The 23,544-nt window shown below is 44.0% G+C and carries 29 protein-coding genes and 1 tRNA gene; 15 read left to right on the forward strand and 15 right to left on the reverse strand.

Features of this window, described 5'->3' with window-relative positions; translation table 11 throughout:
• Positions 1-108: 108 nt before the first annotated feature.
• Positions 109-891 carry a hypothetical protein gene (locus tag ICN40_RS08175; RefSeq protein WP_216243318.1) on the forward strand — a complete coding sequence of 261 codons (783 nt, stop codon included), beginning with the start codon at positions 109-111 and terminating at the stop codon, positions 889-891.
• Here the strand turns inward: ICN40_RS08175 and ICN40_RS08180 are convergent.
• Positions 883-1,449: a site-specific integrase gene (locus ICN40_RS08180; protein WP_216243319.1), complete on the reverse strand. Its 567-nt coding sequence runs from the start codon at positions 1,447-1,449 to the stop codon at positions 883-885. The two genes, ICN40_RS08175 and ICN40_RS08180, sit on opposite strands and share 9 nt — an antisense overlap.
• 688 nt (positions 1,450-2,137) lie before the next feature.
• The gene (locus ICN40_RS08185) at positions 2,138-2,521 is read right to left on the reverse strand and encodes a hypothetical protein (RefSeq protein ID WP_216243320.1); all 384 of its coding nucleotides are present in this window, start codon (positions 2,519-2,521) and stop codon (positions 2,138-2,140) included.
• A gap of 145 nt (positions 2,522-2,666) precedes the next feature.
• Here ICN40_RS08185 and ICN40_RS08190 point away from each other — a divergent pair, with 145 nt between their 5' ends.
• Genes ICN40_RS08190 through ICN40_RS08200 form a run of 3 tightly spaced genes read left to right on the forward strand, consistent with a single transcriptional unit; the run spans position 2,667 to position 3,761 of the window.
• A complete protein-coding gene (locus ICN40_RS08190) occupies positions 2,667-3,104 on the forward strand; it encodes a DUF6641 family protein (RefSeq protein ID WP_068319951.1) in 438 nt (145 codons plus the stop codon).
• A 56-nt stretch (positions 3,105-3,160) separates the two neighbouring features.
• A complete protein-coding gene (locus ICN40_RS08195; RefSeq protein WP_161484694.1) occupies positions 3,161-3,310 on the forward strand; it encodes a hypothetical protein in 150 nt (49 codons plus the stop codon).
• 55 nt (positions 3,311-3,365) lie between these two features.
• Positions 3,366-3,761 (forward strand): hypothetical protein, encoded by a 396-nt coding sequence (locus ICN40_RS08200; protein ID WP_216243321.1) that lies wholly within the window; start codon positions 3,366-3,368, stop codon positions 3,759-3,761.
• Positions 3,762-3,841: 80 nt separating this feature from the next.
• Here ICN40_RS08200 and ICN40_RS08205 read toward each other — a convergent pair whose 3' ends face one another.
• The 4 genes from ICN40_RS08205 to ICN40_RS08220 all read right to left on the reverse strand — a co-directional run bounded on the left by ICN40_RS08205 (position 3,842) and on the right by ICN40_RS08220 (position 7,160).
• Complete coding sequence (locus tag ICN40_RS08205) at positions 3,842-4,174, reverse strand: hypothetical protein (protein WP_216243322.1); 333 nt, start codon at positions 4,172-4,174, stop codon at positions 3,842-3,844.
• A 40-nt stretch (positions 4,175-4,214) separates the two neighbouring features.
• Positions 4,215-5,486, reverse strand: coding sequence for a phage integrase SAM-like domain-containing protein (locus ICN40_RS08210; RefSeq protein WP_216243324.1), 1,272 nt, complete (start codon positions 5,484-5,486; stop codon positions 4,215-4,217).
• A gap of 77 nt (positions 5,487-5,563) precedes the next feature.
• Positions 5,564-6,532 (reverse strand): YafY family protein, encoded by a 969-nt coding sequence (locus ICN40_RS08215; protein ID WP_216243326.1) that lies wholly within the window; start codon positions 6,530-6,532, stop codon positions 5,564-5,566.
• Between the two features lie 313 nt (positions 6,533-6,845).
• On the reverse strand, positions 6,846-7,160 hold the full coding sequence (locus ICN40_RS08220; RefSeq protein ID WP_216243328.1) for a hypothetical protein: 315 nt from the start codon (positions 7,158-7,160) through the stop codon (positions 6,846-6,848).
• A gap of 156 nt (positions 7,161-7,316) precedes the next feature.
• Between ICN40_RS08220 and ICN40_RS08225 the strand changes: the two genes are divergently transcribed.
• Positions 7,317-7,667, forward strand: a complete 351-nt coding sequence (locus tag ICN40_RS08225) for a polyhydroxyalkanoate synthesis regulator DNA-binding domain-containing protein (RefSeq protein ID WP_216243329.1) — start codon at positions 7,317-7,319, stop codon at positions 7,665-7,667.
• Positions 7,668-7,711: 44 nt separating this feature from the next.
• On the forward strand, positions 7,712-8,809 hold the full coding sequence (locus tag ICN40_RS08230) for a DNA cytosine methyltransferase (protein ID WP_216243330.1): 1,098 nt from the start codon (positions 7,712-7,714) through the stop codon (positions 8,807-8,809).
• Here ICN40_RS08230 and ICN40_RS08235 read toward each other — a convergent pair.
• On the reverse strand, positions 8,794-9,852 hold the full coding sequence (locus tag ICN40_RS08235; RefSeq protein WP_216243331.1) for a restriction endonuclease PLD domain-containing protein: 1,059 nt from the start codon (positions 9,850-9,852) through the stop codon (positions 8,794-8,796). The two genes, ICN40_RS08230 and ICN40_RS08235, sit on opposite strands and share 16 nt — an antisense overlap.
• A gap of 229 nt (positions 9,853-10,081) precedes the next feature.
• Here ICN40_RS08235 and ICN40_RS08240 point away from each other — a divergent pair.
• The 8 genes from ICN40_RS08240 (at position 10,082) to ICN40_RS08275 (ending at position 16,189) form a co-directional block, all read left to right on the forward strand.
• Positions 10,082-10,158 (forward strand) — tRNA-Met (locus tag ICN40_RS08240).
• A gap of 54 nt (positions 10,159-10,212) precedes the next feature.
• Positions 10,213-10,755: a DUF2878 domain-containing protein gene (locus tag ICN40_RS08245; RefSeq protein WP_216120315.1), complete on the forward strand. Its 543-nt coding sequence runs from the start codon at positions 10,213-10,215 to the stop codon at positions 10,753-10,755.
• A gap of 114 nt (positions 10,756-10,869) precedes the next feature.
• Positions 10,870-11,955, forward strand: a complete 1,086-nt coding sequence (gene recA / locus ICN40_RS08250; RefSeq protein ID WP_370623247.1) for a recombinase RecA — start codon at positions 10,870-10,872, stop codon at positions 11,953-11,955.
• Positions 11,956-11,959: 4 nt separating this feature from the next.
• Positions 11,960-12,481 (forward strand): recombination regulator RecX, encoded by a 522-nt coding sequence (gene recX / locus ICN40_RS08255; RefSeq protein ID WP_216243332.1) that lies wholly within the window; start codon positions 11,960-11,962, stop codon positions 12,479-12,481.
• A gap of 188 nt (positions 12,482-12,669) precedes the next feature.
• On the forward strand, positions 12,670-13,839 hold the full coding sequence (gene sucC / locus ICN40_RS08260; RefSeq protein WP_011903667.1) for an ADP-forming succinate--CoA ligase subunit beta: 1,170 nt from the start codon (positions 12,670-12,672) through the stop codon (positions 13,837-13,839).
• A gap of 15 nt (positions 13,840-13,854) precedes the next feature.
• A complete protein-coding gene (sucD, locus tag ICN40_RS08265) occupies positions 13,855-14,748 on the forward strand; it encodes a succinate--CoA ligase subunit alpha (RefSeq protein ID WP_072582760.1) in 894 nt (297 codons plus the stop codon).
• Positions 14,749-14,838: 90 nt separating this feature from the next.
• Positions 14,839-15,540, forward strand: a complete 702-nt coding sequence (locus tag ICN40_RS08270) for a TerC family protein (protein ID WP_072582761.1) — start codon at positions 14,839-14,841, stop codon at positions 15,538-15,540.
• Between the two features lie 127 nt (positions 15,541-15,667).
• Positions 15,668-16,189 (forward strand): pilin, encoded by a 522-nt coding sequence (locus ICN40_RS08275; RefSeq protein ID WP_216243333.1) that lies wholly within the window; start codon positions 15,668-15,670, stop codon positions 16,187-16,189.
• Positions 16,190-16,225: 36 nt separating this feature from the next.
• Here ICN40_RS08275 and ICN40_RS08280 read toward each other — a convergent pair whose 3' ends face one another.
• The 3 genes from ICN40_RS08280 to moaC are packed head-to-tail and all read right to left on the reverse strand — an operon-like array spanning position 16,226 to position 18,407.
• Positions 16,226-17,461 carry a DUF3443 family protein gene (locus ICN40_RS08280; protein ID WP_216243334.1) on the reverse strand — a complete coding sequence of 412 codons (1,236 nt, stop codon included), beginning with the start codon at positions 17,459-17,461 and terminating at the stop codon, positions 16,226-16,228.
• The gene (locus tag ICN40_RS08285; protein WP_216243335.1) at positions 17,458-17,907 is read right to left on the reverse strand and encodes a DUF2844 domain-containing protein; all 450 of its coding nucleotides are present in this window, start codon (positions 17,905-17,907) and stop codon (positions 17,458-17,460) included. The genes ICN40_RS08280 and ICN40_RS08285 overlap by 4 nt, the downstream gene beginning before the upstream one ends.
• Positions 17,908-17,927: 20 nt before the next feature.
• A complete protein-coding gene (gene moaC, locus ICN40_RS08290; RefSeq protein WP_216243337.1) occupies positions 17,928-18,407 on the reverse strand; it encodes a cyclic pyranopterin monophosphate synthase MoaC in 480 nt (159 codons plus the stop codon).
• A gap of 23 nt (positions 18,408-18,430) precedes the next feature.
• Here moaC and ICN40_RS08295 point away from each other — a divergent pair, with 23 nt between their 5' ends.
• Positions 18,431-20,131, forward strand: coding sequence for a M48 family metalloprotease (locus ICN40_RS08295; RefSeq protein WP_216243338.1), 1,701 nt, complete (start codon positions 18,431-18,433; stop codon positions 20,129-20,131).
• On the opposite strand, the gene ICN40_RS08300 is transcribed toward ICN40_RS08295, so the two are convergent.
• The 5 genes from ICN40_RS08300 to ICN40_RS08320 are packed head-to-tail and all read right to left on the reverse strand — an operon-like array spanning position 20,128 to position 23,440.
• Entirely contained in the window at positions 20,128-20,748 is a 621-nt protein-coding gene (locus ICN40_RS08300; RefSeq protein WP_216243339.1) for a DUF2946 family protein, read from the reverse strand. The two genes, ICN40_RS08295 and ICN40_RS08300, sit on opposite strands and share 4 nt — an antisense overlap.
• A gap of 5 nt (positions 20,749-20,753) precedes the next feature.
• Positions 20,754-21,188, reverse strand: coding sequence for a nuclear transport factor 2 family protein (locus tag ICN40_RS08305; protein WP_215358600.1), 435 nt, complete (start codon positions 21,186-21,188; stop codon positions 20,754-20,756).
• A 17-nt stretch (positions 21,189-21,205) separates the two neighbouring features.
• A complete protein-coding gene (gene waaF / locus ICN40_RS08310) occupies positions 21,206-22,246 on the reverse strand; it encodes a lipopolysaccharide heptosyltransferase II (protein ID WP_216243340.1) in 1,041 nt (346 codons plus the stop codon).
• A gap of 46 nt (positions 22,247-22,292) precedes the next feature.
• A complete protein-coding gene (locus ICN40_RS08315) occupies positions 22,293-22,481 on the reverse strand; it encodes a zinc-finger domain-containing protein (protein WP_072582777.1) in 189 nt (62 codons plus the stop codon).
• A gap of 35 nt (positions 22,482-22,516) precedes the next feature.
• Complete coding sequence (locus ICN40_RS08320) at positions 22,517-23,440, reverse strand: branched-chain amino acid transaminase (protein WP_072582778.1); 924 nt, start codon at positions 23,438-23,440, stop codon at positions 22,517-22,519.
• Positions 23,441-23,544 lie beyond the last annotated feature (104 nt).

The following is a 23,544-nucleotide window of genomic DNA, read 5'->3' on the forward strand; positions in this document are numbered from 1 at the left end:
GAATAAATTTGCTTATTCGCGATAGAAAAATTTTCGTTTGAAAAGTGGGGTTCGGTCGAGAAAATCGACTTAAGAATTCGCCTCAAAGAGCTTTTTCTGAAGGGATTTATGGACGAGTTACATTTTTATAAAGGCTTTCCAGTAGAAGACGATATCTACGGATTTAGCCTTGAAGCAGCAGCTTCTAAAGCTAAAAACTCCATATATGAGTCATGGTTTGATGTGCTTAAAGCATCGCCTTGGTATGCTGAAGCCCAAAAGACTAAAGAGTTCAAGAATCAGGCAATTGCTGATACTTGCAAGTTATTTGGCGACCTGAGTAATCTGACTTTTGAGAAGTGGTGGAAAGTTATGGGCTATAAGATATTTAAGGAAAGAATTCCTTTTACTGAAATTAAGCCGGTGGATTTGGACTACAAATTTAAACAGGCTAAAGACCCGAATGAGCCTCCAACGCTTCTGCTTGAGGTGCCATTGCACTTGGATATAAAAATATTGAGAAGACAGTTTGATGAAATCTTGAGGATGCAAGAAGCCTACCAGGAGCGTAGAAAATTTAGCATCTTTGATAACACTACTGCCAATGCAAAAATATTCCAACTGGGACAAAAGTTTGGTTACGAAGTTATCAAAAAGGACCTTGAAATTTATTCTGATTATCAAACCGAATCAGTTAAAGAAGGTTTTATCGCATATCAGTTTGCTCAAAAGCATGGACTATTAGGTAGCCCTGAAGTAACCAATAGAGTGACTGATGCCGATAGATCTAAGTTACATGGTGCGTTGATGTATAGCCTGGAAAATACAAAAAAGTTAATCACTAATGCAACTGTTGGCAGATTTCCGGACACTAGCGACTATCTTCCAGAAGCAAGAGAGTTATTAAACTAGCTCTACGGCGGCTTTCATTTGGTCTGGGCTGGAGTACAAATATCCAGCGGTCGTACTAATATTGCGATGGCCTGCAAGAGATTTCAGTATGTGTATTGCTGTACCTTTATTCGCCAACGAAGTTAAGAATGATCTTCTGCCTGAATGTGAGCTGCAACCTTCAAGTCCAGCACGTCTGTATAAGAAGTGAAAATACTGAGTGAGCGTATTAGCTGAGAACCCAGCTCTTTTTTGGGTGTAGAACAAAGGCTTATTGGTATCTGTAATGCGGATTAGCTTGATGTACTGAGCAATCTCTTTTTGCATACGAGCGTTGATGTATACAGTTCTGGCGTATTTGCCCTTGGTTTGTTCTGGCTTTAAGCGAATTTCATCCTTAATCGTTCCGCTGTCGTTTAAAACGTCACAAATACGTAGGGCGGCAACCTCGCCGACACGCATCCCCGAAAAATGGGTCAAAAGTAGGGCGCATCTATTGCGGGCTGAATGCTTGCGTGTAGCAATGTGATCTAGCACTCTGCGTAGTTCTGTTGCGTTTAATGTTTTTGCTTGCGACATATGTATCTCCCAAAAAGTAATGAAATAGCGAATACAGTATGTTTTCTTTGGTTTGGTTTGGGCAACCGAAAATGGCACAGCCAAAGATCTTTTCAATTTCAATGACTTAACTGAAAAATGTAATAGAAACACAGAACTATTACATTTCGTGGCTTAAATGCCACAGCTAAATCCTTCGTATAAGCACATATATTTAGCCCTCAGCTACCCGTGTATGCGAGTGAGCTAGATCGCCGCTTAAACGAGTGATTTGATACCCAAATGGGTCCTGTGCCCTGTAAAAATAGAGCTGCGAAAAATTTATATGAAGTACTTACAGATTCATGGTGGTGATTTTGCGTCTATACCCCATATTGCTAGAGCACATATAAGGACGAACTGCATTCGTCCTGTGTTTCGCTTTCGCTCACACATTTTGTCTTTTAGCTGATTGGGCAATAGATTCTTCTGTCAAACGACGGCTATAGCACTATAAAAGTACTATAGCCGCCGCTACGTGTAGATTGGTACTAAGTATTCCCCAGCAACACGACTCTAAAAAGATTTATTGAAGACAGATGAATTAAAACTTCAAACCTAGAAAACCTAGGAATCCTGCGGCCTACTTGTAGCGCATAACCTTTAGAGCAGTTATGCCAAGTGCGGGCTCATTAGCCGACGTATTACAACCCGCGTTTGTACCTGTTTGTTAAGGTTGGTTGTACCTTAGTTCCTGAATAGTTTGCCTTGCTTGCAGTTCTTGTTTATGAGCCTGTCTTTTGATTTTGGTAGCTAGATTTAGTATTGGATAAGCCAAGGTAGGGCTAAGTTGATTGCATTTCTTTTTGTTAGCGGTTTTGCCTTTGAATTTATTGAGTGCCTTGGTTTGATGTTTGTTTAAAAAATTAGAGTAATTTTTGAGTAAATCCACTGCCGCTAAGCGAGCCTGAACTAACTCTTTTGCCATGGTTGTAAAGGTTTGCGGGTTTAGTCCGCACTCCCTTAAGAAGTTATCAGTGATTTTCGAGTCATATTTTTGATCGTTATTAATCTTAAATTGTGCGTCAGTTAATCGTTTCTTCTTGTAGTTCATGAAAGTATTTAGCAAAACCTAATAAAAGAAGAGTAGATCTGGCATAAATCCTTTGGTTCTGGCAGATATTGGCAAAAAGAGGTTGTCCAACCAAAAACTCTGACCATAAATTAAGTGTGCCCATTAACTACAAAGGAGAAATGAAATGAGCACATTAAACAGTTTGAAAATGGTTAATTCCAAAAAGCCAACGTCTATTCCACCCATTTTGCAGCGACGCAATAAGCTCTCTACAAAAGTATGGGAGCAGATCCAGTTAGCTAAAGCCCAGCGCGAAGGTAATACTTTTACTGTGAAGAAATTTAAATCAGTGAAAGACTATGACGGGTCACGTAAAACCGTAGAGCATCAAAAGCGTGTACGTCAGTGGTGGTTTGTGTCTAGTGACGGCAAGGTTTGTTTAAACGTGCGCTATGGAAGTCGCGTAATTGAGTTTGCAAAAGGCAAAACGGCTGTTGAAGTTGCTACTGCAGATGAGCTTATCAAAGCCTTAGAGATCATTAAGGGTGCGGTGGAGGCGGGAGAGTTAGACACCCAAATAGAGCAAGCTAGTGGCGCTGTACGTGCTGGGTTTGGTAAGTGAACAGCCAAGCACTAATACTGATCATAGTATTAGTGCTTCTTCTATGGATAGATTAGATGAAAACATATGTAGCCTATGTACGCATACAGCCCCAAGGCTGGGTAGTACAAACTCAAGTAGTTGCAGATAACAGTCAAGCCGCTTATTTCCTGTTGCAAGGGCAGTATGGTGCAAACAATGTGGTGCATTTGCCGACAGAAGTTTAGGTGGGGATCGTCTAAATCCTAGACGATTCGATAAATATAAGGAAAGGAGAAGGCCATGAGAATGTATGAGATTGCCAATGCAGAAGATCAGCTAGGATTATTGCGAGTCATTATGAATAACACCTGGAGTGCCATTAGCCAACAAGCTAGCGCACAGGCTAAACAAAAGGCGACACAAGCCAGCAAGCCCAAAGCTAAGGTGCCAAAAGCCCCAAAATTACCTAAACCCAAGGTGGTGAGTTTGCCTCAAAGAGCAATGCCTGCTCCAGTAGCTAGGCCAGCACAAGCTGTACAGGTAAAAGTAGCTAAGCCAGTTGCTCAAGCTAAAACGATTACACCTTCGCAACCTAAGTCACCTGCTGTAACAGGGCTCACTATTGCTAATAAATCGCCGCAAGAGTTAAAAATGTTTCGGGACTACTTAAGAGGCGAAACGCCCAAACCGCTCTAACGATTCAAAATCGCGGTTTGATCTGGTGTTTACTCTTTTATTAGGTTGACAGATCGTCTGTCTGACAGGTAATGCGTAAATCAATACCTCGTCTTGAGTCTTGGCATCCATTTCACTGCTTTTCGTTTTGAGGCTCCATTGATTTTTTGGCGTTTGCGTAGCCCTGAGCCAGTATTTAAAACTCTGGTTAATTTGATGAGCACAGAACACCCTGTATTTTTATGGATCACTTTGTAGGTAATGTGTGAATGGCTAAAGGGGTTATAGGTCTTATATTGAGCAACATACTGCAAGTAGCCAATACTTAAGATGGATTCATGGCAATTAATAGCATCTTGTAGACTTTGTTCAAATCTAGCTTGTGCAGGTAACTTAGAGTCAACGGAAGTAGTTTTCAGTTTCTTTGCGTTCATTGCATCAGGCCATGAGCAAGTCGTTTAAAACGACAAATATTCATCCCGCCAATTTCTCTGCAGCGAGCGTAGCTGTGAGTTTGCTATAAAAGCGTTCTAGCATTTGCACGGACGTGCCCATTTGCTTTGCTAGCGTATGGATGTCCATATTCCACTCCACTAAGCTAAACGTAGCGTAGGTGTGTCTAAAGCTGTACAAAGTGCGTTTTAAGCCGTTAGTTGATAGCAGTAAGCCCGAATCCTTCATAAGCCACTTAAAGCTACTGACAAAATCATAAGGGCGCTCGCCATTAGGATGCCGCCACAAATACTCTTCATGCTTTTCTTCTATGAGTTGATCTAGCGTTAAGTGATTCCATTCAGTAAAGCGTTGTTTGAGGCGCTCAATGACGGGTACTGCTTCATGCCTTGCAATTAGCCAGCGTGGACCTGTTTTGCCACTTACCCATATGCGTAGATATCGAATGCTCTTGTCTGTATGCCACTCCAAGTGTTTCCACTGAATGTTCTTTGCTTCAGTGCCATGGCGCATACCTGTTGCCATGAGTATCTCTATGTAGTCCCTAAGTAGCAATCTGCCGTTATGTGCCTCTTCTGTTTTGCCGCCTTCACTCCAAGTTTTCATAAAGACAAATAGGTAATCAATTTCTTTTCTAGTGAAGGCAGGTCTCGGAGTGCTCTTTTCTCCTTTAGTGCCTAACCTTGGAACTGGGTGCTTGTCACTTAACCAGCCTCTTTTAATCGCTAGATCAAATACCCTGTTGTATGCGGAGAAGTGGGTCATCATGGTTGAGTGCATGAGTTTGCGTTTCATCTTTTCTGCTCGCCAAACTTCGTACTCAGCAATATCTTGATGGTTGATATTGGTTAAATGCTTCTTGCCAAAGAATGGGGTTAGATAGTTATCTATGACGGATATGTAATCTACATAGATTTTTTTACCAACGCCATTTTCTAAATCACTTTGTAACTCTACTTTTGTAGCCTCAGCTGCAGAATCAAAGCGTTTATTTAAGGGCGGTAATCCCAGCTCTTCCATAAAGCGGGCTCTATCGTAAATATCGCCCGCCTTCTTTTTGGCGTATTCCAGATCCTCGTAACCAGTGCTAACTCTGTGCCACTTCTTGTCATAAAGCCGAAAGCGCATTTGCCATTGGTTGCTACGCTCTCGCTTATAGAGGGTAATGTTGCCATCCCTCATATGTACTAGCTTGCCAGTAGCTAGGTTTTCTAGGTATTTAAGTTGGGGTGATTTTTCAGGGGTAGAGGTGTTTTTAAAGAAAAGGGCAAGCACTTCTGTTTCTTTGGGCATGTTTCTCTAGCTGAAAAACATAGCTTAATTTCGGTGTGTAGCTTTGGGCAACCTGAAAATGTCGTTTTAAACGAGAGTTAGTAGTTTTTAAGCGCCTTCGTAAGTTCATCTTTAACTCGCTTGCGAAGACTCGCTGGAGCTAGCACTTCAACGCCAGACCCATATTTCAATATGTCCATTACTAGCTCTGGATCCTGGTTGTAGTCAAACTCTAAAAGATAGTTGCCTTCCCTATCAAAGGAGCCCACTTGTTGTCCATGCCATGTCTCGGCACTTACCCATCTTGCTTTTTCAGGAGTGAATTTCAACTTAGCTCGCTGAGTTGCTTTGCCCGAAAAGATTCCATAACTCTCTGCAAAATGCTCCTGCAGTTCTTTTTCTGAAATCTCATCTGATTTAGCGTTGGTAATAATTGCTTTGCTTATTCCATCAAGTGCAAAACTTCTTAGATCTTTTCGTAAGTGGCAGTAGGCATCTAAGTACCAATTATCTCTATAGAAGATCAGGCGCTGGGGCGATATTTCCCGCTCTGTAGTCTCATTGGTTCCGCGGGCATAGTAAGTTATCTGAATTCGTTTGCGTTTAAGTAAGGCGCTTCCAATTTCTTCAAAATTTTCAATCGAACCTTTACGAGCAGACATGCCAAATACTTTTAGTCTTTTACGTAGTTCTTTGGCGGGCGTATTGCTTTGCCCTAAGATCCCGTCAATGATTGAGGTAAGTGGGGCAATATGCGGTTCAATCAATCCACCTTTATCTAACCCCGATAAAAGATGTTGCATAAGCACAAGGGCAGTTGTTTCCTTCTCTGAGAACCATAAGCCAGGTAACTCGATCTTTTCACCAACGACCTGCCCATCAAAACAATAACCACCTTTAAATCTGTCATAAACAATGGAGGCATTCATTCTGCTTCGCAGGTACTCCAGATCTCTTTTGAATGTGGCTTTGGATATTTCTAATTCATTTAGAAAATCATTAAGCGGGACACACTGACGTGCCTGAATCATGTATTTGATTTTGTGTAATCGCTCTACGTCACCCATGATTGTTCTCTATTGGCTTTGATAATTGAATGTTACTGCACTAGCTCATTTTGTGAGCCTATCAAGAAAAGAGCTTTCTAAAGTACAGTCTTCGCCAACTAACAGGCTCGGAGGCAAGATGGGCCTCTGTCATTAAGAAATCAGGCATTTGTGCCTGTAGAGCATATTTCCTTGCCGCTTTTGAGGAGGGGAGTCCGATAAGAACAGCAGCATCAATTGTTGCCTTAACAATAAAAGGTTCGAATTGAGGCTTAGTTAGTGATACTTGCATCGGAACCACAATGCTAAGAATGATCGCGCTGGCAAGCATGGATCAACGCTTAGAGGGTGTGTAGCCAATTCGATTACCTGAATTATCAAAGTAGTTGGTTACGCCACTAGGCGCCTTAACTTCATAACCAATCCTATTGCCTGAGTTGTCATAAACACCATTCTTAGAGCTTATGTTGTATTGGCTGTTGTCCATGTTGTATGGACTATTTCGCATATTGTTCGGCGAGTTCTCCATGTTGTACTGGCTGTTTTGCATGTTGTAGGGCGAATTGTCTAAATTCATCGCTTGAGCAAAGCTCTTTTGGGCATAAAGTGCGGCTTGGGCCAGTAAAAAGATAGTAAGTAGATATTTCATGGGATTCTCCTTTAGTGGGGCTTTGGGAGAAGGTTAAATAGGTGCAGGCTCAATAAGTGAGCCACCTAATTAATAATGTCGTTTTAAACGACATTTCTGGAAGTTACTTAGAATCTACGGATAGATTTTTAATTTTTGAGTAGCTAGGCGATTTATATGGCAAACATAATTCATTACGTTAAGTATCCAAACAGGCGAATCTACGACAAGAATTCAAGTTGCTATGTTCCATTCTCTAGTATTCGTAAAAAAATCGTTGAAGGTAATGAGATTGTTGTCTTAGATAACACTACAAAAGAGGATGTGACTAGAGAAGTGCTGGTAAGCATCATTCTTGAAGAAGGTAGTTCAGGTAATGAGATATTCTCAGTTGAGCTAATGAAGATGATTATTAAGATGTATGAAAATCCGTTAAAAGATTTTTATGTAAGTAGTTTGAATCAATCTCAGTCATTCTTAACTTCAATGTTGTCAAATTTTTCCAAAAAAGAAAAAAGTGAAAAATAAATATTGAGGCTGCTTTTTGCAGATTATTAAAATATACTCAAGCAATGAAAAAAATTATCTTAGGTGAATTGTTCTCTGGTCCTGGCGGCATCGCAATTGGTGCTGAAATGGCAAACGAAGCAATGGCTGATTCAACAGACTTGAGGTTTGAGCATGGCTGGGCTGTTGATTACCATGATGAAACGGTTGCAACATATAGACGCAATGTAAAAGGGGCTACCGAGAAATCCACTGTCGTTGCGGATGTTAGGGATATAACAGCCGATGATTTAGTAAAGATATCAAAGAAGATTGATGGATTTGCATATGGCTTTCCTTGCAATGATTTTTCATTAGTAGGGGAGCATAAAGGTATAGATGGTACGTTTGGGCCACTGTATAGCTACGGCATTCCCATATTAAATAAATTTAATCCTAAGTTTTTTATTGCCGAAAACGTAGGCGGTATTCGTAGTGCAAATGAAGGAAAGACATTCCTAAAGATTCTTGATGATCTTTCAGGGGCTGGAAAAGGCTATGTCATCACTCCACACTTGTATAAGTTTGAGGAGTATGGTGTTCCTCAGGCTAGACATAGAGTCATCATGGTAGGCATAAGAAAAGACTTGAAATTAACCTTTAACCCTCCCGCTCCAACCCACCTGAAAAAGCAAAAAACTTGTAAAGAGGCAATTGAAAAGCCGCCAATTAAAGCTAATGCCGCAAATCATGAGCTCACCAAGCAACATCCAAGGGTTGTTGCTCGCCTAAAGCACATAAAGCCAGGGGAAAATGCTTGGACAGCAAACTTGCCGGCCGATTTAAAACTCAATGTGACTGGCGCTCAAATTAGTCAGATCTATAAAAGATTGGATCCGGCCAAGCCTGCATACACAATTACGGGTTCCGGTGGTGGTGGAACACACGTATATCACTGGGCTGAGCATCGTGCATTAACAAATAGGGAGCGAGCAAGGCTCCAAACGTTCCCTGATGATTTTGTATTTGAGGGCAATAAAGAAGCTATTCGTCGTCAAATCGGAATGGCCGTACCGCCCGCTGGGGCTAAGGTTATATTTGAGGCGATTATGAAAACATTGGAAGGTGTAGATTACCCTTCGGTGAAATCAAATTTAGAAATACTTTCTCAGAAGCTCAGGTAGTAGTAGTTTTTTCGTCCAGGTATTGCTCTAAATTCAAGGGAGTCATTTCCGTACATATCTAGCGTGTCTTCGGTGATGAGTTCGCCGTAGCGCAATAAGCCTGCATCAATTAACCTATCTTTTATAAAGCGGCCTAGTTCAATTCTGTTTTGACTCATGAAGTCAGAGCCATCTAATAAGGTGTTCTTAGAGTCGGCACTCTCTGATTTTCTTTTGAATTTAGCCGGCATGACATTACCGCTTGAATCCACTGTGTTAATGGTAAAAGGATCTTTTTGAGCTGGGACAATACCTGCTAAACCCTGCATCTCACTTTTAGTAACACCAATTTCCACTTCGTACCAAGGCCTAAGAATATAAATTCCCTTTGTATTCTTTCTTCCTGAGCCAGCAAAGAGATTCATATGAGACCTTGGTTGCGGCTTAATTTTTAGCTTGAATGTAATGGGTAGCGAATCGAACCCTGGTGGTAGAGCAATATTCTGCTTGACTGACTTCTTCTTTAATTCTTTTCTTCTACTTGGGAAGATTAATTGGTCTATTGATTTTGCGTTAGTTTCTTTGAGTCTTGAAAAGTACTCGCTAAGCAAAGTAACTTCATGGTCTGAGTTAACTTTAATGTTGGATTCAAGCCAGTTTCCAAAACCAGTATCAGAAAAGTTAGAAGAGCCAACACTTGCCCATCTATCTGTATCGGTTTCAAAAATATAAAATTTTCCGTGGTACCTATCTTTTTGGCAGAAATATACGCCGGAATCATTTTTATATGTAACCGCTAAATCATGGAACTCTCTTAAGAGTTTTTCTAGTGCTGGTGAAATTCCTTCCCAGTAGCCTAGGCCAAAAACTAAAGTTACCTGCCCACCATCTTTCAGAACTTTCTTAAAAGGCTCTAGTGCCTCTTGGAATGCACCTAGACCAACATAGCCGCTGGCAATTTTTACTGTTTTACAGTCTTTAAGACTGCTTAAGACAAAATGTCGAGCCTCAAAGATTTCGCTTTCATTAGTAATGAGATGATCATTTGCGCGGTATGTATGCATCACAATTTTTGGCTGAAGCTATTTTTTGGTAGGTGATGAATATTAACCTTTTATAACTTTTAGTAGATTTTGAGGGTTGGGCACTTAAATTACGTCGTTTAAAACGACAAATTCTGTAAACAAGGTGTGTACCGTAGATTTACCGTAAAAACACCGTTTTTTAAGAGAAGAAGGATTTAGGCGGCTCGAAATAGCTCTCTAGGCTAAATTACGCTAAAATAGCAAACTCGGCGAATTAGCTCAGCTGGTTAGAGCGACGGAATCATAATCCGCAGGTCCGGGGTTCAAATCCCTGATTCGCCACCAAATCTAAAGGCCATTGCCCCTCGGCAGTGGCCTTTTTCTTAGGTTGCTAGGTATATGGCTAAATTTTGGAACTTTGTTATTTTCCAGCTTGGTTGGTTTGCCTGTGTATTGGGCGCAGCCAATAAAGACGTGCTTTGGGCGGTAGTTGCTACCCTAGCCTATATTGCTTTCCACGCCTGGCGTTCACCTTCTCCCAAAACAGAAATCAGCCTTTTATTGAAAGCCTTTGTCTTTGGTTTGGTGGCCGATACTCTCATCATGCATCTGGGCTACCTGGATTTTCGGAATGATTGGCCTTCACCGTATTTATCGCCTCTCTGGATGTGGGTCTTGTGGGTTTTGGTGGCAACCACCATTAATGGCTCCTTGACCTGGTTGCGCGGCAGACCTGTTTTAGGGGCTATTTTAGGTGGCATTGCTGGTCCGATGTCCTATGAGGCTGGTATTCGCATGGGGGCCGGATCCTGGGTTCCTGGTAGCGAAGTCACTGGATTTATCCTGGTAGGGGTGGTTTGGGCCTTCGCTATACCCCTCTTTTTCTATTGGGACCGAGTCAATCAAGTGCAACCTAGTCAAAAATCCGTAAATTCAGTTTAAAAGACGCTTGCAAAGACCACTGTTTTTATATACAGTAACTCCTAAGTTGTTACACAGTAGATAAAACTTCGGGAAAAAGCCCAGTACATAGCGAAAAGGGAATAAAAAATGGCCTTGGATAACAAAAAGCAATCAGCCTCTTCAGAATTTGAAGGAATGAGCGGAGACAAGCAAAAAGCATTAACTGCAGCACTGGCACAAATTGAGAAACAGTTTGGCAAAGGCTCAATCATGAGATTGGGCGATGCTGAGATTAGCCAAGACATTCAGGTGGTGTCTAGCGGTTCACTCGGATTAGATATTGCTCTTGGAGTTGGTGGTCTTGCGCGTGGTCGCGTGATTGAAATCTACGGCCCAGAATCTTCTGGCAAAACGACTTTGACATTACATGCGATTGCAGAAATGCAAAAGCTTGGCGGCACTTGCGCATTTATTGACGCAGAGCACGCTTTAGATGTGCAGTACGCATCACGTCTTGGCGTGGATGTAAATAATCTGTTGATCTCTCAACCGGACACTGGTGAACAAGCATTAGAAATTGCAGATGCATTAGTTCGCTCAGGTTCTATTGATTTAATCGTCATCGACTCGGTTGCTGCTTTGGTTCCAAGGGCTGAGATCGAAGGCGATATGGGTGACTCCTTACCAGGCTTGCAAGCCCGTTTGATGAGCCAGGCTTTGCGTAAATTGACTGGTGCTATCAAGCGCACCAACACTACTGTGATCTTCATTAACCAGATTCGCATGAAGATTGGTGTGATGTTTGGTTCTCCAGAAACCACTACTGGTGGTAATGCGCTGAAGTTCTACGCCTCTATGCGTTTAGATATCCGTCGTATTGGCAGTATCAAAAAAGGCGATGAGGTTGTTGGTAATGAAACCCGTGTGAAGGTTGTGAAGAACAAAGTTTCTCCTCCATTCCGCGAAGCCATTTTTGACATCATGTACGGTGCTGGTATCTCTAGAGAGGGCGAAATTATTGATATGGGTGTCGAAGCTGACCTCGTTGAAAAGTCAGGCTCTTGGTATAGCTATAACGGCGATCGCATTGGTCAAGGCAAAGACAATGTGCGCGAGTTCTTGAAAGAGAACCCAGCTATTGCTAAAGATATTGAAGCAAAAATTCGTGCGAAGTTGGGCGTTAAGTCTGGTTCAGCGGTAGTAACGGATGTGCTGAGCGAGGAAGAGGAAGTCGAATAGTTCGATGCAAGAGTTAAGCGGTAATCAGAAGGTTAAACAAAGCCCGAGTCTCAAAGCTCGGGCTTTGCGCCTTTTGTCGCAGCGGGAATACAGTCGCAAAGGTTTGGCTGCAAAGTTGGCGGAATCAGAAGCGAGATGGGGGAAATTAGGCGGTGAGCAGGCCGAGCAAACACCTGAATCCAGATATTCTCAGATTGAAGCCATTTTGGATGACTTTGAGGCAAGAGGTTGGTTGTCTGATGAGCGTTTTGCTGAAGCGCTGGTTCGTCGCCGCAGTGAGCGCTACGGGATGAGAAAGATTGCCGATGAGCTTGACAGGGCTGGGGTGGATACCAAAAAGTCAGCCGCACTCCTTGGGGTCTTAAAAGAGACTGAGTTTCAGCGTGCCTTTGATCTCTGGACTAGGAAATACGGCGTACGCGCTCAGGACCAAAAGGAGCGAGCTCGGCAATATCGCTTTTTGGCTTCCAAGGGTTTTGGCTCTGAAGTGGTATCAAAAGTGATTGGTGGGCAGAGTCCGGATTAGGGCAATTACGGATTCAAAGAGTCAATTTGCGGCATTGCAGCATGCTAGACTTATGGAGTCGGTCAAGCCGTTCGCATTTATTCAAATTTGGCTAATTTAGCTATTTCTAGAGTAAGTATGGGAGTAAGGCAACATCGGTTTAACTAATCCTCATCGCTTGCTAAAAAAGATACCGTTTCGGAGTAATTATGAAAATTCACGAGTACCAAGGCAAAGAACTTCTTCGCCAATTTAATGTGCCAGTTCCTAACGGCATCCCTGCATTCAGTGTTGATGAGGCGGTGAAAGCTGCTGAAAAACTCGGTGGCCCAGTATGGGTTGTAAAAGCGCAGATTCATGCTGGTGGTCGCGGTAAAGGCGGCGGTGTGAAATTGGCAAGAAGCATGGATGAAGTGAAGAAATATGCTTCTGAAATTTTGGGTATGCAACTCAAGACACATCAAACTGGACCAGAAGGTCAAAAAGTAAATCGCCTCCTCATTGAAGATGGCGCTGACATTAAAAAAGAGTACTACTTCAGTATCGTTACAGACCGCGGAACACAGAAGAATGTGATCATGGCTTCAAGCGAAGGCGGTATGGATATTGAAGAAGTGGCTGAATCTCACCCAGAAAAAATTATCAAAGTATTTGTTGATCCAATGGTTGGTTTGACAGATGCGGATTGCGACATCGTTGCTAAAGGCATTGGGGTTCCTGAGGCCTCCATTCCAATGGCTCGCGATGTATTCAAGAACTTGTACAAGACTTACTGGGATACCGATGCTTCATTGGTAGAAATCAACCCATTGATTCTTGAGGGTAACGGCAAGATCAAAGCTTTGGACGCGAAGTTCAACTTTGATCCAAATGCATTGTTCCGTCATCCAGAAATCGTTGCGTACCGCGACATTGATGAAGAAGATGCTGCTGAAATCGAAGCCTCTAAATTTGACCTCGCTTACATCTCATTGGACGGCAATATCGGCTGTTTGGTGAACGGTGCAGGTTTGGCGATGGCTACCATGGACACTATTAAGTTGTTCGGTGGCGAGCCAGCAAACTTCTTGGACGTTGGTGGTGGTGCGACAGCAGAAAAAGTAACTGAAGCATTCAAGATCATGTTGAAGAACAAGAGTGTTGAGGCGATTTTGGTAAACATCTTCGGCGGCATTATGCGTTGCGACGTGATTGCTGACGGCGTTGTTACTGCATGTAAAGCAGTCAACCTAACAGTACCTTTGGTTGTGCGTATGAAGGGGACAAACGAAGAGCTAGGCAAGAAGATTCTTGCAGACTCTGGTTTGCCAATTATTAGCGCCGATTCAATGGCTGAAGCTGCTACCAAGGTAGTTGCTGCTGTTGCCAAAAACAAATAATCCAGGAATTTCAATATGTCTATTTTGATCAATAAAAACACCAAAGTCATTACACAAGGTATTACTGGTAAGACCGGTCAGTTCCATACTGAAAAATGTCAGGAATACGCAAACGGCAAAAACTGTTTTGTTGCTGGTGTAAATCCTAAAAAAGCGGGCGAGTCTATTTTCAATATTCCTATTTATGGAACTGTAAAAGAGGCTGCTCAGCAAACGGGTGCAACGACTTCTGTTATCTATGTTCCGCCTCCTGGTGCTGCGGCTGCGATTTGGGAAGCTGTTGAAGCTGACCTTGACTTCGTAATCTGTATTACTGAAGGCATTCCAGTGCGCGACATGCTTGAAGTGCGTAACAAGATGCATGCTAAAGAAGCTGCTGGTGGCAAGAAGACTTTATTGCTTGGCCCTAACTGCCCAGGCATCATCACTCCAGATGAGCTGAAGATCGGCATCATGCCCGGCCATATTCATAAGAAGGGTCGCATTGGCGTTGTTAGCCGTTCCGGTACCTTGACTTACGAGGCAGTTGGTCAGTTGACAGCCATTGGCTTAGGTCAGTCCACAGCAGTTGGTATCGGTGGCGACCCAATCAATGGTCTGAAGCACATCGACATCATGAGAATGTTCAATGAAGATCCAGAAACAGATGCTGTGATCATGATTGGTGAAATCGGCGGTCCAGACGAAGCAGAAGCTGCTCGCTGGTGTAAAGACAATATGAAGAAGCCAGTAGTTGGCTTTATTGCCGGCGTAACAGCGCCTCCAGGCAAGCGTATGGGTCACGCAGGTGCCTTGATCTCAGGCGGTGCTGATACTGCAGATGCTAAGCTTGCCGTTATGGAAGAGTGTGGTTTCAAGGTAACCAAGAACCCTTCAGAAATGGCTGCTTTGCTAAAGGCAATGTTGTAATTGGTAATGAGAAAAAGGATGCTGATTAAACAGCATCCTTTTTTGTTGTATCAGTAGTTAAAACATAAAAATAACGCAGGGAGACAACTCATGGATTTTTCAGTATTTTCAGGCCCTGCATTTTGGGCTGCACTTTTGTCAATCATTGTTGCCAACATCTTGTTATCTGGTGATAACGCAGTAGTGATTGCATTAGCATCACGCAATCTGCCAGCAAATCAACAAAAGAAAGCGATTTTTTGGGGTAGCGCAGCAGCCATTATTTTACGTGTTGTTTTGACGATCACTGCGGTACAACTCCTCAGCCTTCCTTATCTAAAAATCGTTGGCGCTATTTTGCTGGTCTACATTGGCGTGCAATTATTGGCTGATAGCGATGATGAGGCTGAGATGGATGGTCACTCCAATATTTGGGGTGCGATACGCACAATCTTGGTAGCGGACTTGGTGATGAGTTTGGACAACGTTATTGCCGTAGCTGCTGCTGCTCAAAAGGGCCCCGAAGAAACTCGTTTAGCCCTTTTAATCATTGGTCTTGGCCTGTCTATTCCATTGATCATCTTTGGTAGCACCATGCTTTTAAAGGTGATGGATCGTTTCCCGGTCATCATTACTTTGGGCGCTGGATTATTGGGTCTATTGGCTGGTGGTATGTTGGTGGAAGATCCGGCGATCAAGGATTCCATTCAAGGCGCGATGGAAGATGCTCATATGATTTTTGAGGGTATTGGAGTCGCTATTGTGATCTTGCTAGGCACCTATTTGAAGAAAAAGAATCAAGCTAACGCATAAGCTTCTTCAACCTTCTTCTGAATCAGAAAAGCCAGCGATAAAAGCTGGCTTTTTTTACGACTAAGTTTCTTGAGGATTAAAGGCTTAGACTGGATGATGAGGCATTTGACCTCGGGAGCTAGAAAATATGCAGATTAAAGACATTCAAGATATTCAAAATTCAGAAAACGATCCAGAAACAGGCTTTACCTTGATTGAGGTGATGGTGGTGGTAGCCATTATTGGCATTTTGGTTGCGGTAGCCGTTCCTCAGTATCAAGACTACATTGCTCGAAGCAGGGTTGTGGAAGGTATGAATTTATCCTCTAGCGCTAAGCTTGCTGTGACAGAGGCTTTTGCAAGTCGCGGTACAGTGCCCATGGATGATGCAACAAATGGGGCTTTTACTTTTACGCCAACACGTAGCGTCAAGTTAATTGAGATCACTCCCTCGGGCGCAATTGCGATTGACTATCAAGTCAGTGTGGCGCCTGAAGGTAAAAATACACTTCATCTAGTGCCAACTAACGAGCCTGATGCGAATTCTCCTAAGCCTATAGATCTATCCAAGCCAGAGGGAGCAACTTGGGCGGGTGGTTGGTCATGTAGGTCTACGGAGACTAATTTGATTTCTCAGTTATTGCCTTCGGAATGCAGAATAGGTAAATAATCAACTAAATAAAATGCCGCTCATGAAGCGGTTTTTTTATTTATAGCCATAGTAAGGCCCTGTACCAGCATTGGCGCTGGATTTTCCGGAAATTCCAAAGAACACTGTCTTGCCGAAGAAAAATGGCAGACCCCAATCGAATTGGCCTTGTAGGTTGCCAGCCAAATTCGAGTAAGCATAGTTATTAGAAGCAAATAAAGTATCTGCATTAGCGACTGAGAAGTTAATGGTGTCGGTCACATTATTTCTGAGTGGCACTGAAGCGGTATAGTTTTGCGTAGAGCTGGGGCAGTAAAAGCCGGCGCTTAAACTGCATGCTTTCAGGATAGTGCTTTGACTGCCGGCTGGGAAGAAAAGCCCATTACTTCCACTGTCAATAAAGCTTCTACTAAAGCTAAGCCCGTTAAAAGTAGTGGTGAATAAACCAATGCTATTGGTTGGGATGATGCTTGCTCCACTTGAGGAGTTATTGCTCTGAGTATCCACGCCAAAGTACAAAGTCCCTGTGGCTGAGCTTGCTCCTGCAGGGCTAATGGCGGGGGTTTGCATTACCAGGCCATTATTATTTGCAGCAAATGCTGCCACAGGATTTTTGACTTGTAAGCTAGCGGTTTGAGTGATGGCTGTGCAGGTAGCATTCTGAGTGTCGCTGCAGGAGAAATAGTCTTGATTATCTGAAATAAGTAAGGACACACCCAAAATGCCGTTTGCTTTGAGGGTAGTCGTATCCTGTAATGGAGGCAAACCATTGCAATAGCTATTTGGGGCGCTTAGATAGTCGGTGTCACCGATTACTTGAATGGGTATAGCGCTTGCGACCTCCGAACTCATTTTGATATCAGCGGTTTTGACTGGTCCCCATGTAAGTCCAGATAAAAAAGATGCGCACTCTAGAACTGGTGAGTTGTTGTTTGTTTGTGTATTGAGTTGTAGGGATCCCAGTGCTGATGACAGTACCCTTAACCCGCTAGATCCCGTATCTAGAATAATATTTCCGACAGTTTGGCATTGAGTGGTACCTGGTTGACAGATGGTCACACTGACATAAGGAACATTAACGCTGTTGCCAGAACTTTTTTGCACGCTAAAACTAATTGCGTTCGGAGCGATATTGCTGCTTATATAGTCAGGTATAGGAACTGGAGTATCGGGAGTGGGGGTGTTGCTCGAGGTGCTTGAGCTGCTTGATCCGCCGCCTCCACCGCCACAGGCAAAGAGCGTCAACACCAATAGATATATGCAAACCCCTTTGAAAAAATATTGGGTTTTCATTGGGGTAGATTGTTTACGGTGAAGCCAGTAGGGGCTTGCTTAGGCAGAAAAGCAAAGCCCTGAAATGCACCCATCATCCCTGTCGACTGAATCACGAGAGAGTCACTGCTGCTGTAAATGGAGCGACGGGATTGCTGGGCAGCAGATAAATAATTGCCATAGTAGCTCCCGAAAATAGCTTGAATATTTGGGAGGGTTGGACCGCTCCAGCTGATTGCAAAAACAATGCCACTAGGCGATACGTATTCTTGAAAGCTAGTTCCAGAAGCGAGGGTTTGGGTATAAAGCGAATAACCGTTTTGCTGTGAAGAAGTAAGCTGTGAATTAAATTGTTTTTGCTCTGCCAATATAGAAGCAGTAGTGCCGCCTAATTCTGCAAAACAAACTACCGGTAGAGCGAGTCCTAAAAAGAAAAGGCTAGTAAAAACATATTTTTGGCATTTCATAAAGCCTTCTTTTGTAAAATTTACTTCTCGGACTTCCACTCCCCACTCTTGCCACCACTTTTCTCGAGTAGCTTGACATCACCCATCACCATACCTCGGTCTACTGCTTTGCACATATCGTAAATTGTGAGTAGGGCGACTTGGACTGCGGTGAGGGCTTCCATTTCTACACCGGTTGGTCCAGTGGTTTCTGCTCTGACTTGGCAGGTAATGCTGTATTCACCTAGGTTGGTTTGGAGCTCTAGGCTAACGTGAGTTAGCGCCAGCGGATGGCATAGAGGAATGAGATCTGATGTTCTTTTGGATGCCTGAATACCTGCAATTCTGGCGATTCCTAAAACATCACCCTTTTTGTGGGTACCAGCCTCTACCATTTTGAAGGTCTCGGGAAGCATGGTGATCTTGCCCGTAGCGACGGCTATACGGTGGGTATTCGGTTTATCGCCAACGTTTACCATATGGGCTTGCCCGCTGGCATCAAAATGAGTTAGTTTGTTCATGGGATAAGTTTTACCATATAGAGATGCAAGACATAAAGTCAGCTCCAAAAACCTCTTTTTTGCGCCGTGCTTTGGCTGTTCAGCTGATGTTGGGATTGGCTTGCTCTGGGTTTCCTGCATATGCAGCTACCCCTGCTGGTGATGTGTCAGTGGAGGGTAATTCAGCCGCTATTCAGAATATCGGTAGGGCAATGCAGTCACCCGATGCACGTCCCGCTAATGCGCCTACACGTAGCACTATGCAAAGTCAGCCCACTATTGTTTTGCCTGATATGGGTGATCCAGGTGGCGATGCCTTAAGTCGAGTGGATGAGCGTAAGTATGGCGAAATGATCATGCGCCAGATTCGTCCAGATCCTGACTATTCAAATGATTTGCCGCTCTACGATTTTTTAAATCAGATGGAGCATCGCTTATTACAAGCTGCCAAAAAGTTACAACTCGGTGGTGCTAATGAGCAGGGCAGTGGCGCATATAACTTTGAGGTGTTTGCTGTTAAAGACAGCAGCATAAATGCGTTTGCATTACCTGGTGGATTTATTGGATTTCATACGGGTTTGATTGTGAGTGCCGAATCGGATTCTGAAGTCGCCTCTGTAATGGGTCATGAAACTGGCCACGTTTTGCAGCGCCATTTGGCACGTCAGATGGATAAGCAAACAACCAATACCATGATTGCCATTGCCGGTATGGTGCTCGGTGCATTGGCAATGTCTCGCAACCCGCAGGCCGGAGCTGGCTTGATGCAAGGTGGGCAAGCAGTGGCAGTGAATAATCAACTCTCTTATTCGAGAGACGCCGAGCGCGAGGCTGATCGTGTTGGCTTTCAGATATTAGATGCCAGTGGATATGACGTCAATGGTGCGCCAGGATTTTTCCAGCGCTTGCAAAAAGCCACCGGAATTATGGATAAAGGTGTACCTGCTTATGTGCGCACCCATCCTTTAACAACCGACCGTATTGCAGATATGCAAGATAGGGCGCGCACTGTTGCATCGCGTAATGTACCTACCTCAGTTGAGTTCTATTTCATTAAGGCTCGTGCGCGCATGGAGCAGGCTGGAACATCTAGTGGAATGTACGACTTAAAAAATACCTTTGAGAGTTTGAGTAAACAGCAGCCGATTGGTAAGCAGTTAGAGGGTTTTTATGGACTAGCCTTGATAGCGCAACGTCAAGGAAAAATAGACCAAGCAGAGGCTGATTTGCAGCAAGCTCGCAATCTAGCTCAGAAGGCAAGTGCACCAGGATCACCTATTCAAAGACAGAGTCTATCTCTGGATATCACTGCCTCTGAGCTTGCCCTGGCAAAAGGCAAAGGGGAGGAGGCATTGCAAATAGCCCAAGCGACTTTGCGTGCTTACCCCCAGTCATACGCTGCTGGTGCCGCCATGATTAATGCGGATTTAAAACTCGGCCGCACCAATGATGCGATTACTTGGTTAAAGGCGCGCACGAGAGCTCAGCCTAACGAAGTAGTGTGGTGGAATCTACTATCTCAATCCTATGATCAAGCCGGCAATATTCCCATGCGTCATTACGCGCTCGGAGAAAAATACGCTCTTGAGGGCGCTTGGCCTTCGGCAATTGAACAACTCCGTATTGCTAGATCAGCAGGTGGCGCCGATTTTTATCAAGGCTCGAGCATTGATGCCCGTTTACGAGAAATGCAGCGTCAATACCAAGATGAGCTCAAGGAGCAGGGCAAGCAGATGCCTGGCTAAGGTTGTGGCTGCGCTATATAGTTAAAGCGAGAGGCTAGCTCTTCGGAGTGAATGGGGTCTAGAGGCAGTTGTTTGTCTTGCCATGTCCAGGAGCCACCAAAGCTGCAAGCCTCTTCACGCAGCTTGGCTAGCTCAGCAAAATGATCAAGATCGTGATCGTGTAACAGGGCAACTGTTTGACTATCTCTTTTAACAAATTGATTGTTGTCATTTTTATTCCTGCTATAAATCGTTTGATTTACTGTGCCAACAATATAAATATTGCCTTTCTCATCGCTTAGAGCAGCAGTGGGCTCCATGGTTTGATGGCATTGATTAGTGAGATGCGTTCCAGCGTCACTTGGAATAATTCGTACTATCCAAGGGGTCGCATCTAAGGTAATAAAAACGCGTTGCGGGCCATTCTGGAAAAAGTATCTACCGCTCTCATCGCAAGCATAGTTACGCTCAATGAAATCATTAAGTGCAGCATGTTGAATTACTTGCCCTGGGAGATTATTTTGTTGTGCGAACTCATCCCGCATGCGCCATTGGCCGCGGCGATCTAATGCAAGCCAGCCATAGCAATCAGGTACATTGGGCCACTTCATGAGTGACCGAAGCACTTGATCATCCATGATGTTTAGTGCAAGCCGTGGGGCGTAGAGGGAGCGTCGAAAGTTTCTTCGGTGGAGTGACTGGCATGTAAATGCGCGATGCGCCAGCCTTGACTGTCTTGTAGAAGCACGAGTGTGATATTCAGAAAAAATTCTGCTTCCACTTGATCGGCTCTCAGATGAACTGCTTCTGTAGTGTCGTATACCGCAGCACCTAAAACGGAATGGCTAATGCAAGCAATGGGCTCTAAGAATAAAGGTTGCTTTGCGAGCAATCTCTCTAGGCCCTCACGAATTTCTGCATGACCCGTTAGGCGATGACCTTCTGGCAGAACGCAGGTAATGGAGTCATCATCTAACCAAATATCCAGAGCACCTTGAATATCACGATGACGTAAGGCATCTCGCCATGCTTCGACAACATCGTCCGCACTGTGAAAAAGTCTGGCAAGTTTGGTCATGGCTTACTGTTCCTGAGTTATGGCTGCAATGCATTCAGTGTAGCGAATACTTGTTCTGGCAAGATGTCGTTTAAGCACTTTAAGTGACCCAGTGGGCATTCTCTTTTATGGCATGGACTGCAAGGCAGCTTGAGCCAAATTACCTTAGCTTTATCTGATAAAGGTGGGGTATGGGCTGGGTCGCTTGATCCAAAAATGGCAACTTGAGGGGTTCTGAGGGCTGCCGCAATGTGCATTAAGCCGGAGTCATTGCTGATAACCGCTTTGCCCATGCCGATCAAGGCAATCGCTTCATCTAGTGAAGTATCTCCACACCAGTTATGAATGTGACTATTTTGCTTTGCCTGGGACTGAATTTCTTGGGCAAGTGCATGGTCGCCTTTGCTACCCAAAAGAATGATCTGACTATGCGGATTGCTGGCAATGAGTTTTTGCGCCAATTGTGCAAAGTGACTTGTGGGCCAACGTTTCGTTGGGCCGTACTCAGCGCCAGGGCACATCACGTAGACGTTAGCTGGATCAACTTTGGCATTGAGTAATTTGGTCTTCACCGATTGATTAGCGGTAGAGGATACATTTAACTTGGGTACGAGATTGCTTCCTGTTGATGCAGATTGCCCTTCATTAAGCAGTTGGCTTAATGCAAGATAGTGCTCCACCATAGGCGGGCGATTTACCTTGCTTGGATTATCTAGTGATAAGTTGATTAAGCCAAAGCGTAATTCACCGCGATAGCCCGCCCGAAAAGGAATATTAGCGAGCCAAGGAATGAGTGCTGACTTAAGACTATTGGGTAAAACAAAACAAGCTTGATATTTTTTTATCGCTAGTTCTTTTGCTAGTTTTTTGCGTAAGCCCCACTGCAATTGTTTGTGTTCAAACTTAGCTTCGATGACTTCATGTACTTCAGAGCAAGCGCGATAAATTGGAGCAACCCAAGTGCTGGCGAGTACGTCAATGTTTGCTTCTGGATATTGTTTTTTGAGAGATGCTAATAATGGCTGAGTCATCACAGCGTCCCCAATCCAGTTTGGGGCAATGATCAGAATACCGTGCATGTAATGTATCCCGACTCAGCACCTCAAGAAGAGGTGCTGATAAGGCTTAGTGGCCGTGCGGCTCAGTGCCGGGAATGAGTTTGTACTCAGTGCCACAGTATGGGCACTTGGCTTCACCGGTCTCAGTGATATCTAGAAAAACGCGTGGATGCGAGTTCCATGCTGGAGTTTTATTGGTGGGGCAATGTAAAGGTAAATCTTTGCCATCCACCATAACCACTTGAGCTTGAGTCATGTGCTGTTTCCTAATTGCTGAAATTACTTAATGTTTTACTTAACGTAAGTGAGCCAAGATTTGTATTGGTCATTTCTTCCGTAGACTGCGTCGAAATACGTCTTTTGAATTTTTTCAGTGATAGGACCACGCTTGCCATCACCAATAGTGCGGTCGTCTAATTCGCGAATAGGAGTTACTTCAGCAGCAGTACCAGTGAAGAAGGCCTCATCAGCGGAATAGACTTCGTCGCGAGTCAGACGTTTTTCACGAACTTCATAGCCAAGATCTTTGGCGATCTGGATAACGGAGTCACGTGTGATGCCATCTAAACATGAGGCTAAATCTGGTGTGTACACAATCCCGTTGCGAACCATAAAGAGGTTTTCACCGGAGCCTTCAGAAACATAACCTTCGGTATCCAGCAACAGAGCTTCGTCGTATCCATTGGCAGTCACTTCTTGGTTAGCCAAAATGGAGTTGATGTAGTAGCCCGATGCCTTGGCACGAACGAGTGAAGAATTGACGAAATGACGTGTAAATGAGGAGGTTTTAACTCGAATACCCTTATTTAGGCCATCTTCACCCAAATAAGCACCCCATTCCCAGGCGGCGATCGAGGTGTGGATGCTGTTGCCTTTGGGGGAGATTCCGAGTTTTTGGGAGCCGATAAAGATAATTGGGCGTATATAGCAGGCTTCGAGCTTATTGCTGTTAACTACGTCAATAATGCCCTTGGTGATCTCTTCTGGGCTGTAAGGCATATTCATTTGGAAGATCTTAGTGCCGTTAAAAAGGCGCTTTACGTGCTCTGGAAGGCGGAAAATCGCGGTTCCCTGGGGGGTTTTATAGGCTCGGATGCCCTCAAATACGCCCATTCCGTAGTGCAGGCTATGGGTTAGCACGTGAATATTGGCCTCGCGCCAAGGAATTAGCTTCCCATCAGTCCAAATAAAGCCATCGCGGTCGGACATCGACATTTTCTTTACCTTTTGTGTCTATTAAGTATCTGTAACAGCGGTTTAAGCAGAGCACTAGGCTGGCAGTGTTTGGTCTTCCGGCCCAGAATGCATTTAAGTCCTTA

This window comes from Polynucleobacter sp. Fuers-14 (genome assembly GCF_018882045.1).
Taxonomy (GTDB): domain Bacteria; phylum Pseudomonadota; class Gammaproteobacteria; order Burkholderiales; family Burkholderiaceae; genus Polynucleobacter.

Excerpts from the sequence above, each read along its gene's own strand:
- ICN40_RS08315 (WP_072582777.1), bottom strand. The coding sequence starts at position 22,481 with ATGACTCAAGCTCAAGTGGTTATGGTGGATGGCAAAGATTTACCTTTA.
- ICN40_RS08180 (WP_216243319.1), bottom strand. The coding sequence starts at position 1,449 with ATGTCGCAAGCAAAAACATTAAACGCAACAGAACTACGCAGAGTGCTA.
- sucC (WP_011903667.1), top strand. The coding sequence starts at position 12,670 with ATGAAAATTCACGAGTACCAAGGCAAAGAACTTCTTCGCCAATTTAAT.
- ICN40_RS08320 (WP_072582778.1), bottom strand. The coding sequence starts at position 23,440 with ATGTCGATGTCCGACCGCGATGGCTTTATTTGGACTGATGGGAAGCTA.
- ICN40_RS08225 (WP_216243329.1), top strand. The coding sequence starts at position 7,317 with ATGGCAAACATAATTCATTACGTTAAGTATCCAAACAGGCGAATCTAC.
- ICN40_RS08210 (WP_216243324.1), bottom strand. The coding sequence starts at position 5,486 with ATGCCCAAAGAAACAGAAGTGCTTGCCCTTTTCTTTAAAAACACCTCT.
- ICN40_RS08190 (WP_068319951.1), top strand. The coding sequence starts at position 2,667 with ATGAGCACATTAAACAGTTTGAAAATGGTTAATTCCAAAAAGCCAACG.
- ICN40_RS08305 (WP_215358600.1), bottom strand. The coding sequence starts at position 21,188 with ATGACCAAACTTGCCAGACTTTTTCACAGTGCGGACGATGTTGTCGAA.
- ICN40_RS08245 (WP_216120315.1), top strand. The coding sequence starts at position 10,213 with ATGGCTAAATTTTGGAACTTTGTTATTTTCCAGCTTGGTTGGTTTGCC.
- ICN40_RS08300 (WP_216243339.1), bottom strand. The coding sequence starts at position 20,748 with ATGGATGATCAAGTGCTTCGGTCACTCATGAAGTGGCCCAATGTACCT.
- ICN40_RS08205 (WP_216243322.1), bottom strand. The coding sequence starts at position 4,174 with ATGAACGCAAAGAAACTGAAAACTACTTCCGTTGACTCTAAGTTACCT.
- ICN40_RS08185 (WP_216243320.1), bottom strand. The coding sequence starts at position 2,521 with ATGAACTACAAGAAGAAACGATTAACTGACGCACAATTTAAGATTAAT.
- ICN40_RS08285 (WP_216243335.1), bottom strand. The coding sequence starts at position 17,907 with ATGAAATGCCAAAAATATGTTTTTACTAGCCTTTTCTTTTTAGGACTC.
- ICN40_RS08195 (WP_161484694.1), top strand. The coding sequence starts at position 3,161 with ATGAAAACATATGTAGCCTATGTACGCATACAGCCCCAAGGCTGGGTA.
- ICN40_RS08235 (WP_216243331.1), bottom strand. The coding sequence starts at position 9,852 with ATGCATACATACCGCGCAAATGATCATCTCATTACTAATGAAAGCGAA.
- ICN40_RS08220 (WP_216243328.1), bottom strand. The coding sequence starts at position 7,160 with ATGAAATATCTACTTACTATCTTTTTACTGGCCCAAGCCGCACTTTAT.
- ICN40_RS08280 (WP_216243334.1), bottom strand. The coding sequence starts at position 17,461 with ATGAAAACCCAATATTTTTTCAAAGGGGTTTGCATATATCTATTGGTG.
- ICN40_RS08230 (WP_216243330.1), top strand. The coding sequence starts at position 7,712 with ATGAAAAAAATTATCTTAGGTGAATTGTTCTCTGGTCCTGGCGGCATC.
- recX (WP_216243332.1), top strand. The coding sequence starts at position 11,960 with ATGCAAGAGTTAAGCGGTAATCAGAAGGTTAAACAAAGCCCGAGTCTC.
- waaF (WP_216243340.1), bottom strand. The coding sequence starts at position 22,246 with ATGCACGGTATTCTGATCATTGCCCCAAACTGGATTGGGGACGCTGTG.
- moaC (WP_216243337.1), bottom strand. The coding sequence starts at position 18,407 with ATGAACAAACTAACTCATTTTGATGCCAGCGGGCAAGCCCATATGGTA.
- ICN40_RS08215 (WP_216243326.1), bottom strand. The coding sequence starts at position 6,532 with ATGGGTGACGTAGAGCGATTACACAAAATCAAATACATGATTCAGGCA.
- ICN40_RS08275 (WP_216243333.1), top strand. The coding sequence starts at position 15,668 with ATGCAGATTAAAGACATTCAAGATATTCAAAATTCAGAAAACGATCCA.
- ICN40_RS08200 (WP_216243321.1), top strand. The coding sequence starts at position 3,366 with ATGAGAATGTATGAGATTGCCAATGCAGAAGATCAGCTAGGATTATTG.
- ICN40_RS08270 (WP_072582761.1), top strand. The coding sequence starts at position 14,839 with ATGGATTTTTCAGTATTTTCAGGCCCTGCATTTTGGGCTGCACTTTTG.
- sucD (WP_072582760.1), top strand. The coding sequence starts at position 13,855 with ATGTCTATTTTGATCAATAAAAACACCAAAGTCATTACACAAGGTATT.
- ICN40_RS08295 (WP_216243338.1), top strand. The coding sequence starts at position 18,431 with ATGCAAGACATAAAGTCAGCTCCAAAAACCTCTTTTTTGCGCCGTGCT.
- ICN40_RS08175 (WP_216243318.1), top strand. The coding sequence starts at position 109 with ATGGACGAGTTACATTTTTATAAAGGCTTTCCAGTAGAAGACGATATC.